Consider the following 12416-nt stretch of genomic DNA (forward strand, 5'->3'; position numbering starts at 1 on the left):
GTGCTCTCTATCTGATTCGGTGGAGCTTTATTGCGACCGCGATTTCGTCTGCTTTGACGAGCGCGACGCAGCGTTGAACCGGCGTTGGGTGCGTTTCGGAATCAAAAGGGTAGCAAGCGCAACCAACATCGCAAAAACGGCTATCAGCCACAACGCCGCTGCCCCGGCGATTTGCGCCAACAGCGCTCCAACAATAGCCCCGCCCAGCATGCCGACCCATGGCACGATCTGGATGGTCCAATCCATTCTGTCGTCGCCGACGATCCAGCGTCCAAGGCCGCGTCCGAAGCGCGAGAGGGCTCCGGTGACATAGGTGAGACCGATCGGCAGCCCTTCGATCTGCTCGACCGCCGCGTTCACCATCCCCATGGAGGCAACGATGAGATAGAAGCGCGGCATCGCCAGGCTATCTCCTGCCATCAACGAAGCCGTTGCCAGCGCGATGCTGACGCATGACAAGACGGCAAACGTACGACGGTCTGCAAAGTGTGCGATCACGATGCCGACGGCGTTTCCAAGCACAAAGACCATGATCGCCGAGAGAAGGACAATTGCATGTCGCAAATTGCCGTCGCCAAGCGACAAGGCAGCCCGCGTCGTGTTCCCCGTCATGAACGACACGAAGTCTCCCGTCAGCGCGAGGCCGGTGGCATCCGTCATGCCTGCCAAAAACGAGATCGCGCCGGCAAGCGTCAGGCCCGTTGCCGTTCTACGCGCATGGATCAGCCGCCGCCGTCTTTCTCGTGTCATTGAACCAAGGCTCCAGTCCGCCGGGGAAGTCGGCATGGAAACCATAGTCGCCGTTGCTAAAAATTTGGCAAAGCCTCGGCGTGCAAAGCAAGTCGGCAAACTGTCAGTTGATCGTGACTGCGGCGAAGTCCGGCGTGCTCACCGCGTAACGCTGGCCTATCAGATCCTGATGGTGCGTCGGCCAGCTCAAGCCGGTGAGAGCTGCGAGGTAGGCGTCAGGAGGGGAATCGTCTTCGCTCCCCCGACGGTTCAGCATCCCTACCAATTCGCGGCCCTCGTCGATGCTCACCATATCCATGAAAAACCCGTCGAGCGCGGCCTTTTTCCCGGTCATGTCGTCAAACACCGTCCAGTAGATGTTGAGGTTCTTGTGCAGGCTGTACCTCGGGGCTTCCATGGCAAAATCCTCCAGCTTGCCAACATCGCTAGGCTTCTGTGCGAAATTCGGTGGTGGCGCAGGGACCTTCGAACACCCGGTTAGAAGACCATGGTCGCTCTGCGAAATGAATCCCACGTGCGTATGGACAGCCTATCCATTCAGATAGGATGCTGAGTGCCGGGAACCGAGAGGGATTTGCCGCGGCCCTTTGTAGGCAGAACGTTGGAGCGTAAGCATTTCAATGCAATAAGACGGTGAGCACGATCTGCGAGGAAGATTTGGTGGAGCTAAGCGGGATCGAACCGCTGACCTCTTGCATGCCATGCAAGCGCTCTCCCAGCTGAGCTATAGCCCCATCAAGGCAGTCCGGCGAGCCGGCCCTGGGATGCTTCGCGAAGCGCTTGCCTCGCGGAGTGGCGGCTTCTTACTTCCGGTTTTTGGAGATAGCAAGCCAAAAAAATCGGCCCGGCGAAATTTTCTCGTCCGGGCCGACACTTAATCAGATCAGACTTCGTCTTCGTCGCCGGTGACGCCGATGATGTCGCTCATGTCGTCATCGTCGTCATCTTCGTCAGCTTCGAGGAAGGTGTCGTCGTCGTCGCCTTCGATTTCGACGTCGTCGTCGCCCATGTCTGGGATGTCGTCGCCGGATGCGCCTTCATCGGCGTCCTCGAGCGAAACCAGTTCGACTTCCGTGCTTTCGGTATCGACTTCCGCGACCTCTTCTTCATCCTGGGCTTCGGCAGCCGCTGCAGCGGAGGTTTCCTCGAAGAAGGAGAGGGGATAGGACTTGCCCGTATAGGGGGAAACAATCGGATCCCGGTTCAGGTCGTAGAACTTCTTGCCGGTTTCCGGATCGGTACGCTTCGTTCCAAGTTCAGCTTTCGCCACTGTTAGCCTCGTGAGAATGGCCGAATCAAGATTCGGCAAATGCCGTGAAAACCGGCGTTCTATTCGGAATTTATAAGCCGGTCCCCATAATCGTTGCAGCTCGGCATGTCAAAGCCTAACTTCAAGCATCGCTGATGCAAGCCGGATGACCGGTGCCGCCAGTTGTGGTACTGAGCCGGCGATTGTTCATTTTCGGGGCAGATCGGCTTGTCGCCGGCTGCTGAATGGGTGCCAAGGAATGTACCAGCCACCGCATTTTCGCGAGGAAGACCTGGGCGTCCAGCACGCCCTGATCCGGGCGCATCCGCTCGGCATGCTGATTACGGCAGGCGCGTCGGGTTTGATGGCGAATTCGGTGCCTTTCCTTCTCGATTCCGCAGCCTCCGAAAAGGGGACGCTGCGTCTCCACCTCGCCAAGGCCAATACGCAGTGGCGCGATATCGAGGCAGGCGCCGATGTGCTCGCCGTCTTCCAGGGTGCTGATGCGTACATTACGCCGTCCTGGTACCAGGCCAAGCAGGAGACCGGCAAAGTCGTGCCGACCTGGAACTACACGATCGTACAAGCGAGGGGCAAGGCGCGCGTCATCGACGATGCGGATTGGCTGCTCCGGCAGATCAACGCGATCACCACGCAACAGGAAGGGCCGCGCGACAGGCCCTGGGCAGTGGGCGATGCGCCGGATGATTTCATCCGCGCGCAGATGAAAGGCATCATCGGCGTCGAAATCGAGATTGCCGCGATCGAAGGCAAGTGGAAGGTCAGCCAGAATCGGCCCGTTGCCGATCGCGAAGGTGTTGTTGCCGGTCTCGGCGAAAAGTCCGGTCAGGAAGACATGGTCGATCTCGTCCGTCGCTACGGCGGATTGACAGAGAAATGAACGGACAGATGACCATCAAACAGTTCACGATCGCCATCGATGGACCCGCAGCCGCCGGCAAGGGGACACTTTCGCGCAAGATCGCCGAGACCTACGGCTTTCACCATCTCGACACGGGGCTGACTTACCGCGCGACGGCAAAGGCCCTGCTCGATGCCGGCCTCACACTCGACGACGAGGCGGTGGCAGAAAAGATGGCCCGCGATGTTGAACTGGCGGGTCTCGATCGCGATATACTCTCGAAACACGAGATCGGCGAGGCCGCCTCGAAGATCGCGGTGATGCCTGGCGTGCGGCGTGCACTGGTGGATGCGCAGCGGCGGTTTTCGGAAAAGGCGCCTGGTACGGTGCTCGACGGCCGTGACATTGGCACCGTCGTTTGCCCGGCAGCGCCGGTGAAGCTTTATGTAACTGCAAGTCCCGAGGTTCGGGCCAAGCGCCGCTACGACGAAATAAAAGGCAAGGGAGGAATTGCCGATTTCGATGCCATTTTCGACGACGTCAAGCGCCGCGACGAACGCGACATGGGACGGGCTGATAGCCCTTTGAAACCAGCCGACGACGCGCACTTGCTTGATACGTCGGAAATGAGTATAGAGGCCGCGTTTCAAGCTGCGAAATCGATCATCGATGCAGCTTTGAGCCGAAATATCTGAATTCGAGCGATTTGCCCGGGCCGTGTCTGGGTCGCTTTTGAAGACTAAGCCTGAAATTCCGTCCAAGCGCCGGATTGCTTCCCGAGAGGAGGCGGACTGGGTTCAGGCCCGTTCAACACGAACCAACCGGCGCACACGTATCCGGATCCGGATATGCAGGAGATTTCATGTCAGTAGCTACTCCCTCTCGCGAAGATTTCGCGGCCCTTCTCGAAGAGTCCTTTGCCAAGCACGACCTGGCCGAAGGCTATGTCACCAAGGGCATCGTAACGGCAATCGAGAAGGACTCCGCGGTTGTCGACGTCGGCCTCAAGGTCGAAGGTCGCATCCTCCTCAAGGAATTCGGCGCCAAGGCCAAGGACGGCACTCTCAAGGTCGGCGACGAAGTCGAAGTTTACGTTGAGCGTATCGAAAACGCGCTCGGCGAAGCTGTTCTGTCGCGCGAAAAGGCTCGCCGCGAAGAAAGCTGGGTCAAGCTCGAAGCCAAGTTCGAAGCTGGTGAGCGCGTTGAAGGCGTTATCTTCAACCAGGTCAAGGGCGGCTTCACGGTTGACCTCGACGGCGCGATTGCCTTCCTGCCGCGTTCGCAGGTCGACATCCGTCCGATCCGCGACGTTACCCCGCTGATGCACAACCCGCAGCCCTTCGAAATCCTCAAGATGGACAAGCGTCGCGGCAACATCGTCGTATCGCGTCGTACGGTTCTGGAAGAATCCCGTGCCGAGCAGCGTTCTGAAATCGTTCAGAACCTCGAAGAAGGCCAGGTTGTTGACGGCGTCGTCAAGAACATCACCGATTACGGTGCGTTCGTTGACCTCGGCGGCATCGACGGCCTGCTGCACGTCACCGACATGGCATGGCGCCGTGTGAACCATCCGTCGGAAATCCTGTCCATTGGCCAGCAGGTCAAGGTACAGATCATCCGCATCAACCAGGAAACCCACCGCATCTCGCTCGGCATGAAGCAGCTCGAGTCGGATCCGTGGGATGGCATCCAGGCCAAGTATCCGGAAGGCAAGAAGATCTCCGGTACCGTCACGAACATCACCGACTACGGTGCGTTCGTCGAACTGGAGCCGGGCATCGAAGGCCTGATCCACATCTCGGAAATGTCCTGGACCAAGAAGAACGTACACCCCGGCAAGATCCTGTCCACGAGCCAGGAAGTCGAAGTCGTCGTTCTCGAAGTCGATCCGTCCAAGCGTCGTATTTCGCTCGGCCTGAAGCAGACCCTGGAAAATCCGTGGGCAGCATTCGCTCGCAACCATCCGGCTGGCACTGAAGTCGAAGGCGAAGTCAAGAACAAGACCGAGTTCGGCCTGTTCATCGGCCTCGACGGCGATGTTGACGGCATGGTGCACCTCTCCGACCTCGACTGGAACCGTCCGGGCGAACAGGTCATCGAAGAGTTCAACAAGGGTGACGTCGTCAAGGCTGTCGTTCTCGATGTTGACGTCGAAAAGGAGCGCATCTCGCTCGGCATCAAGCAGCTCGGCAAGGACGCTGTCGGCGAAGCAGCAGCTTCGGGCGACCTGCGCAAGAATGCAGTCGTTTCCTGCGAAGTCATCGCAGTCAACGATGGCGGCATCGAAGTGAAGCTCGTCGACCACGAAGACATCACCTCGTTCATCCGCCGTGCAGACCTGTCGCGCGACCGCGACGAGCAGCGTCCGGAACGCTTCTCGGTTGGCCAGGTTGTTGACGCCCGCGTCACCAACTTCTCCAAGAAGGACCGCAAGATCATGCTGTCCATCAAGGCTCTGGAAATCGCGGAAGAGAAGGAAGCTGTTGCTCAGTTCGGTTCGTCCGACAGCGGCGCTTCGCTCGGCGACATCCTCGGCGCGGCTCTGAAGAACCGCGGCGGCGAATAATCGCCAGCCTCAGGCTTGAAGAATAAAAGAACCCGCCGGAGCGATCCGGCGGGTTCTTTGCATTTGCGCTGCCCATGCAAGTGTGCGCGCTATTCCCAGTCGACCTTGCGCCGGTAGAGCATATAGGCGTCGTCCGCGTTTGCCGCTGCCATCGGCAGCGGCGGTGCCGGCCGGTGCGGCGGTGTCCCGGCCTTGATCGCGCTTTCTCGGGCGGCCAAGGCAGCGGCGGCCTCGTCGTCGATCACAACACCCGTCGGCTCCTCGTTCGACGGCTCGCCTTGCTTCTCCGCATCCTCCTCCTCCGACGACTCGCCGCCATTGTGATCCTGGCGATGCATCTCGCGGGCGCCGCTATCGTCGGCCTCGTCCTTTGAGAAATCGTAGGGCTGCATCGCGTAGGGCACGCCTTCGACGATTTTCATCAGTACCGGCGCATAGGTTTCGTCGATGGCCTGCTGTACGATCAAGGGCGGTGAGATTTCCGGAGCAGGATGCTTTTTCGCAGTTGTGGCAGCTGCTTCGCTAACCGGCTGTTCGGGGACAAGCGGCGATTGGCGCGCCACGCCTTCCGGTAGGGACGGGGCGCGATCATGCAGCGCAATCAACTCTTCCGGCAGATCGGCAAGGATCGTCTCATCGAGGATGATGTCGATTTCGACTGCAGGATCAGGATCGGCGACCTCGAGCAAAGCTTCGGCTTCCTGGTCCCGAATGATTGTCACGATCAGCTTTGTCGTATCATCCGAGAGCGACGCGGGTATCGCCGCCCAACTCTTCGGAATGATGGGATCGCCTTTGGATACGGGGTCGTGCGTGCCTGCCTGTGCGGCTTCCTGCGCCGGCTCGACTTTCTCCCCGGATGCGATGCTTTCATCCAAGACTTCGCCGATCTCGGGCAACGCTTCTTCGACCGTCGCCTCGACAGCCGGTTTGGTGATCGGTTTGTCCGCGGAATGTTCAATGGGTTGAACCGGCGCGCTGTCTGCATCGAGGTAGGCGGCGGCAACGAGCGCCGTCTGTCGCGGAGCCTCTGGCTCCCGCTTCGTCGTGACAGGAGCTCCCGGCGCTACAGTGAGATTGTCCCGATGGATGCTGATTTCGCCTCGCTGCTCCTGACGCGGCGGCGACGCATCGTTCTGGCCGTATGAGCGAACGACGGCGCGGGTCGCCAGATCGCGATCCTTGTACCGAATGGTTTCGAGATAGGTGGCGATGCGGGCGGCTTCCGGTCCGGCCGGGTTCCGCAGTGCCTCGGCCAACAACCGAAGCGGGACTGCGTGGCCTTGCATTGCAAGCTGACGCTCGAGCTGTTCGATTTTTGCGGGCGGCAACTTCTGAATCGCGGCCGCCAGGCGGGACGCAAAGGCCAGATCGGGTTCATCTTCCTCCCGCGGGATTGAAACCGCCTCGCTGGTCGCATTCAGCACATCAAGGAGGGCATCGACCATGCGGGCACGCACGGCCAGCAGGAGGATGTTGAGTTTGCCGGCAACAGACGAATTGAGATCCGCGCTCTGAACCTGGTGGACCGGCGCAACAGCGCTCGAAGCGCGCACCAGGACGTCGCCGCTCACGGCGGCCGTCTGGCCTTGGGAGGATAAACTCGTATTTGACGCTGAACGAACCGGAGTCAACATGTCATGCTCCTTCTTTCGTAAAGTGCGGTGAAAGCAGGTTACAAGAAGGCCGCGCTCATCCGGCCCGTCGCATTCCCCGGCAGTCCTATCTGCGCGACGTGGCGCTCCATCGCGCCGTCGAATGCATAAAAAGTGGTAAAGAATTTAACGACGCGGCGGTTAACGAATCGCTAATGATCGGTGCACGGCTGGGCCGCGCCGGTCCCATCTGTCAAAAAAGCCAGAAATATCTTAGCTGTGCGCGAAGATGTCAGCTTCTTCCCAGCCGAGCAGATCAAGCTTGGCGCGGGTAGGGAGGAATTCGAAGCAGGCTTTGGCGTGATCCATGCGGCCATCACGCACGAGCCGTTCGGTCAGCTTGTCACGCAGGGCATGCAGGTAAAGCACATCGGAGGCGGCATATTCCAACTGCGCCTGCGACAAGGTCGCGGCGGCCCAGTCGGAAGACTGCTGTGCCTTGGAAATATCAACCTCAAGCATTTCCTTGAGATTGTCCTTCAGGCCATGCCGGTCGGTATAGGTGCGGCTGAGGCGCGAGGCGATCTTCGTGCAAAAGACCGGCTGCGTAGTGACGCCGAATGTATGGAACAGAACGGCGATGTCGAAGCGGCCATAGTGGAAGATCTTTTGGCGGGAAGGATCCGCCAGCATCGCAATCAGGTTCGGTGCGTCCTTCTGGCCGGCAGCGATGCGGATTACGTCAGCCGAACCGTCGCCCGGCGAGAGCTGCACAAGGCATAGCCGGTCGCGGCGCGGCACGAGGCCGAGAGTTTCTGTATCGATCGCAATAGCTCCGGTGTAGCGCGCGGCATCCGCTGCAGAGATATCACCCTCATGGAAACGTATGGTGGCTGCCATCGATCTCGTCTCTCACTCAAACTGTCACTTCTGGCGCTATAGCGCAAAGCCATCGTGGACGATACCGCCAAGGCTTAGAATGTCGGCGGCGTGTTGATCCATATAAGAATGGTTTCGCCGTCGTGACGGTTCCGCCAGGAATGGTAGCGGCGGCTTTCGAAGTAGAGCGAGTCGCCGGGTCCGAGATCGAAGAACTGATCGGAATCGAGCACCAGTTCCAGCCGCCCCGAGAGCACGTGCATAAACTCCTCGCCTTCGTGCCGATAGGCGCCTTCACTTGCCGCGCCGGGCGCGAGCACAAAACGGTGGCAATCCATCATCGTACGGCCCTCGGCGAGAAGCTGAACCGTGACGCCAGGTGTCGTTTCGGGCCACGTGTGCCAGGCGCCTGCGCGAACCACCTCGGGCATGTCGTCTCGTTCCTCGCCGGAGAGACGGGAAACTGTGGTGCCGTAATATTCGGCAAGGTCGTGCAGCGTTTTGAAGCTCACGCCCTGCGATGTGCGCTCGAGGGTCGACAGCGTCGATGCAGCAATGCCGACGTCGCCTGCGACCTGATCCAATGTCTTCCCCGCGCCATGCCGCAGGCTCCGCAGCCGGCGCCCAAGATCAGACGTGTCCGCCGAATCGGAGCTTTCCGATGGCTCTTCGCTTTCCAGCGCTTCGCGGATGGCGGCCGGGTTGAGCCCGCGTTCAGTTCGATACCAGGCTATCTTTTTTATCCGCGCGACGTCTTCAGTGGTGTATTGCCTGTGCCCGGTCTCCGACCGATCCGGAACGACAAGCCCCTGGCTTTCCCAAAGGCGCAGTGTGGACGCGGAAACGCCCGCTGATTTTGCCGCCTCCGCTACCTTGTAGCGCACCGACGTCCCGTTGCTCATAAGCCAATTATTCCCGGTTCGTTTTGTTTTCTTGAGGCCGTCTCCGGCTCTTCTTTTCTTGCGCGACCATCGCCGAAAACGACGTCGGTTTGAAGCACAAAATGCCGCTTGATTTCTTGCAGGAAAAATGTAGGAATTTTTTACATGTCTTGCAGAAGTTATGCAAGATCGTTTCCCAACATTCCAGAGCGCAGGAACACACCGATGACCGCGACCACTCTTACAGACCGGAAGAATGCTGCCATTTCGCGCGGCGTTGGCATGACCACGCAGATCTATGCCGACCGCGCAGAGAATGCCGAGATCTGGGACAAGGAAGGTCGCCGCTATATCGACTTCGCGGCAGGTATCGCCGTTCTCAACACCGGTCATCGCCACCCGCGAGTGATCGCTGCCGTCAAGGAACAGCTCGATCACTTCACCCACACCTGCCACCAGGTCGTTCCCTACGAAAACTACGTGCACCTCGCCGAGCGCTTGAATGCGCTGACGCCCGGCAATTTCGAGAAGAAGACGATCTTCGTCACGACGGGCGCAGAAGCGGTTGAGAATGCCGTGAAGATCGCTCGCGCTGCCACCGGCCGCTCCGCCGTCATCGCTTTCGGCGGCGGCTTCCACGGCCGCACCTTCATGGGCATGGCGCTGACAGGCAAGGTCGTGCCCTACAAGGTTGGCTTCGGTGCGATGCCGGGCGATGTGTTCCACGTGCCGTTCCCGGTCGAGCTTCATGGCGTGACGCCGGATCAGTCGCTGGCCGCGCTGAAGAAGCTGTTTGCCGCCGATGTCGATCCGCAGCGCGTCGCCGCGATCATCATCGAGCCGGTTCAGGGCGAGGGCGGTTTCTACTCAGTACCGGTTTCCTTTATGAAGGCACTGCGCGAACTCTGTGACCAGCACGGCATCCTGCTCATCGCCGATGAAGTCCAGACCGGCTTTGCCCGCACAGGCAAGCTGTTCGCGATGGATCACCATGAGGTCGCCCCCGACCTGATGACGATGGCCAAGAGCCTTGCCGGCGGCTTCCCCCTCGCAGCCGTCACCGGCCGCGCGGAGATCATGGATGCACCGGGACCGGGCGGTCTTGGCGGCACCTATGGCGGCAATCCGCTTGGCATCGCGGCCGCCCATGCGGTTCTTGACGTCATCAAGGACGAAGATCTTTGCAACCGCGCCAACCAGCTTGGCAGCCGGCTCAAACAGCGCCTTGAATCGCTCCGCGAGAAGGCACCCGAGATCGTCGACATCCGTGGCCCCGGCTTCATGAACGCCGTCGAGTTCAACGACAGGACGACGAATCTGCCGAGCGCCGAATTTGCCAACAAGGTTCGCCTGATCGCGCTGGAAAAGGGACTGATCCTTTTGACCTGCGGCGTCCACGGAAACGTCATTCGCTTTCTCGCGCCGATCACCATTCAGGACAATGTCTTCGGCGAAGCGCTCGACATTCTGGAAGCCTCGATCCTCGAAGCAAGCGGCAAGTAAGGCGAAGGCCTCTTTGCCTGGAGTTACATGACATGGCATTCACGACTGCACTGACAAAACACGTTCCGTTTTCCTCGCCTTTCCTGCGCGACGCCGGTTACATCAACGGTGTCTGGACAGCTGGTGGCGCCACGAAGATTTTCGACGTCCTTAATCCGGCAACTGGCGAGGTTCTCGCCTCGCTACCAGATATGGGGGCAGACGAAACGCGGGAAGCAATCGATGCCGCCTATGCCGCGCAGCCGGCCTGGGCCGCGCGTCCGGCCAAGGAGCGCGCCGGGATCCTGCGCAAGTGGTTCGACCTGATGGTCGCCCATGCCGATGAGCTGGCGGCGATCCTGACGGCCGAAATGGGCAAGCCCTTCGCGGAAGCCCGCGGCGAGATCCTTTATGCCGCGGCCTATGTCGAATGGTATGCGGAAGAAGCCAAGCGCATCTACGGCGAGACGATCCCCGCGCCGTCGAACGACAAGCGAATGATCGTCATCAAGCAGCCCGTCGGCGTCGTCGGCACCATCACGCCCTGGAATTTCCCTGCCGCGATGATCACCCGTAAGATCGCTCCGGCGCTCGCCGTTGGCTGCACGGTCGTGTCCAAGCCGGCCGAGCAGACGCCGCTGTCGGCCTTAGCGCTCGCCGTCCTTGCCGAGCAGGCCGGCATTCCGGCCGGCGTCTTCAACGTTATCGTCGGTGAAGACGGCCCTACGATCGGCAAGGAACTCTGCGGCAACGCCAAGGTGCGCAAGATCAGCTTCACCGGCTCGACCGAGGTTGGTCGTATCCTGATGCGTCAGTGCTCCGACCAGATCAAGAAGGTCAGCCTCGAGCTTGGCGGCAATGCCCCCTTCATCGTCTTCGATGACGCCGATCTCGATGCGGCAGTCGAAGGCGCTCTGGCGTCTAAGTACCGCAATGCCGGCCAGACCTGCGTCTGCGCCAATCGTCTCTACGTGCAGTCGGGCGTCTACGATGCCTTCGCCGCCAAGCTTGCCGCGAAAGTGGAAGAAATGTCCGTCGGCGACGGCTTTAAGGCCGGCGTGACGATTGGCCCGCTGATCGATGAGCAGGGACTGGCGAAGGTCGAAAGTCACGTTGCGGACGCGGTGTCGAAGGGCGCCAGGATCGTCACGGGCGGCAAGCGCGTCGAAGGTGCCGGCACGTTCTTCACGCCGACCGTGCTGACAGGTGTCACCCGCGAAATGAAGGTCGCTCGCGAAGAGACCTTCGGTCCCGTCGCCCCACTTTTCCGCTTCGATACCGTCGAGGATGTGATCGCGCAGGCCAACGACACCGAATTCGGCCTCGCCGCCTACTTCTTCGCCGGCGAACTCAAGAAGGTCTGGCGTGTCGCCGAGGCGCTCGAATACGGCATGGTCGGTATCAACACCGGCCTGATGTCAAGCGAAACGGCGCCCTTCGGTGGTATCAAGCAATCCGGCTTGGGGCGCGAAGGCTCACGCCACGGTGCGGAGGACTATCTGGAAATGAAGTATCTCTGCATGGGCAATGTCTGATCACTTGATCGGTCACGCCTTGAAAATCAACGGGATCGCCGGCAAAGGCGGTCCCGTTTTCTTTTCATCGGTAGACCTGCTTTATGATTGCTGCGCGACCGGCTGCCAATCCGGCAGCGGGAAGACACGGTCGTATGCCCAGTTGAAGACGAAGGCGTAGACCATGTAGAAAAGTGCGAAGGACACGTCCATCATCAGCGCTTGAACGACGCTGATGTCGAGGTACCAGGCGATCATCGGTAGCAGCGCCAAAAGCAGTCCCACCTCGAACATGACGGCGTGCAACACGCGGATCGCGACACTCTTCCGCGTCCCGCCGGTCAGACGCTGCATCAGGTGGTCGAAGCCGAGATTGTAGATGTAGTTCCACAGCGTCGCCAGCGTCGCGCCGGCAACGCCGATCACGCCGATGTCGGCCATGGGCATGCCAAATGCCAGTGCCCCGAGCGGGGTGACGAGTGCTAATCCGACAAGTTCGAAGCTGATGGCGTGACGGATACGATCTGCGGTTTTCCGCATGACTACCCCCAATGGGAATGTTCGGGTCGTCCCGAGTTGATGCCCATAGAGGGGGAGGTCGTCCTCACGCCCCTTTTAATAGGTATTCCGGCGGTCAA

General features: G+C 60.1%; 12 protein-coding genes and 1 tRNA gene. 5 read left to right on the forward strand and 8 right to left on the reverse strand.

Annotated features, from left to right (window positions below):
- Positions 1-27: 27 nt before the first annotated feature.
- From FHT76_RS23130 to FHT76_RS23145, 4 genes are all read right to left on the reverse strand, one after another.
- Positions 28-750: a YoaK family protein gene (locus FHT76_RS23130; RefSeq protein WP_183753761.1), complete on the reverse strand. Its 723-nt coding sequence runs from the start codon at positions 748-750 to the stop codon at positions 28-30.
- 103 nt (positions 751-853) lie between these two features.
- Positions 854-1147, reverse strand: a complete 294-nt coding sequence (locus tag FHT76_RS23135; protein WP_183863259.1) for a hypothetical protein — start codon at positions 1145-1147, stop codon at positions 854-856.
- Positions 1148-1408: 261 nt separating this feature from the next.
- Positions 1409-1484 (reverse strand) — tRNA-Ala (locus FHT76_RS23140).
- A gap of 149 nt (positions 1485-1633) precedes the next feature.
- A complete protein-coding gene (locus tag FHT76_RS23145; protein ID WP_007798949.1) occupies positions 1634-2020 on the reverse strand; it encodes a TIGR02300 family protein in 387 nt (128 codons plus the stop codon).
- A gap of 238 nt (positions 2021-2258) precedes the next feature.
- On the opposite strand from FHT76_RS23145, the gene FHT76_RS23150 reads away from it, so the two are divergent.
- The 3 genes from FHT76_RS23150 to rpsA all read left to right on the forward strand — a co-directional run bounded on the left by FHT76_RS23150 (position 2259) and on the right by rpsA (position 5427).
- Positions 2259-2900, forward strand: coding sequence for an FMN-binding negative transcriptional regulator (locus FHT76_RS23150; RefSeq protein ID WP_183863261.1), 642 nt, complete (start codon positions 2259-2261; stop codon positions 2898-2900).
- Positions 2901-2908: 8 nt separating this feature from the next.
- Positions 2909-3556 (forward strand): (d)CMP kinase, encoded by a 648-nt coding sequence (gene cmk / locus FHT76_RS23155; RefSeq protein ID WP_183863263.1) that lies wholly within the window; start codon positions 2909-2911, stop codon positions 3554-3556.
- Between the two features lie 167 nt (positions 3557-3723).
- Positions 3724-5427, forward strand: a complete 1704-nt coding sequence (rpsA, locus tag FHT76_RS23160) for a 30S ribosomal protein S1 (protein ID WP_114710594.1) — start codon at positions 3724-3726, stop codon at positions 5425-5427.
- 89 nt (positions 5428-5516) lie between these two features.
- Here rpsA and FHT76_RS23165 read toward each other — a convergent pair whose 3' ends face one another.
- The 3 genes from FHT76_RS23165 to FHT76_RS23175 form a co-directional block, all read right to left on the reverse strand.
- A complete protein-coding gene (locus tag FHT76_RS23165; RefSeq protein ID WP_259126345.1) occupies positions 5517-7001 on the reverse strand; it encodes a hypothetical protein in 1485 nt (494 codons plus the stop codon).
- Positions 7002-7295: 294 nt separating this feature from the next.
- Positions 7296-7922: a ribonuclease D gene (locus FHT76_RS23170; RefSeq protein WP_183863267.1), complete on the reverse strand. Its 627-nt coding sequence runs from the start codon at positions 7920-7922 to the stop codon at positions 7296-7298.
- A 74-nt stretch (positions 7923-7996) separates the two neighbouring features.
- Positions 7997-8803 carry a MerR family transcriptional regulator gene (locus tag FHT76_RS23175; RefSeq protein WP_183753750.1) on the reverse strand — a complete coding sequence of 269 codons (807 nt, stop codon included), beginning with the start codon at positions 8801-8803 and terminating at the stop codon, positions 7997-7999.
- A 204-nt stretch (positions 8804-9007) separates the two neighbouring features.
- Between FHT76_RS23175 and FHT76_RS23180 the strand changes: the two genes are divergently transcribed.
- Together FHT76_RS23180 and FHT76_RS23185 are read left to right on the forward strand one after the other, a co-directional pair.
- A complete protein-coding gene (locus FHT76_RS23180) occupies positions 9008-10285 on the forward strand; it encodes a 4-aminobutyrate--2-oxoglutarate transaminase (RefSeq protein WP_183863269.1) in 1278 nt (425 codons plus the stop codon).
- A gap of 32 nt (positions 10286-10317) precedes the next feature.
- The gene (locus FHT76_RS23185; RefSeq protein WP_259126347.1) at positions 10318-11799 is read left to right on the forward strand and encodes an NAD-dependent succinate-semialdehyde dehydrogenase; all 1482 of its coding nucleotides are present in this window, start codon (positions 10318-10320) and stop codon (positions 11797-11799) included.
- An 81-nt stretch (positions 11800-11880) separates the two neighbouring features.
- On the opposite strand, the gene FHT76_RS23190 is transcribed toward FHT76_RS23185, so the two are convergent.
- Complete coding sequence (locus tag FHT76_RS23190; protein ID WP_259126348.1) at positions 11881-12318, reverse strand: PACE efflux transporter; 438 nt, start codon at positions 12316-12318, stop codon at positions 11881-11883.
- Positions 12319-12416: the final 98 nt, after the last annotated feature.

The sequence above is a fragment of the Rhizobium sp. BK176 genome, assembly GCF_024808055.1.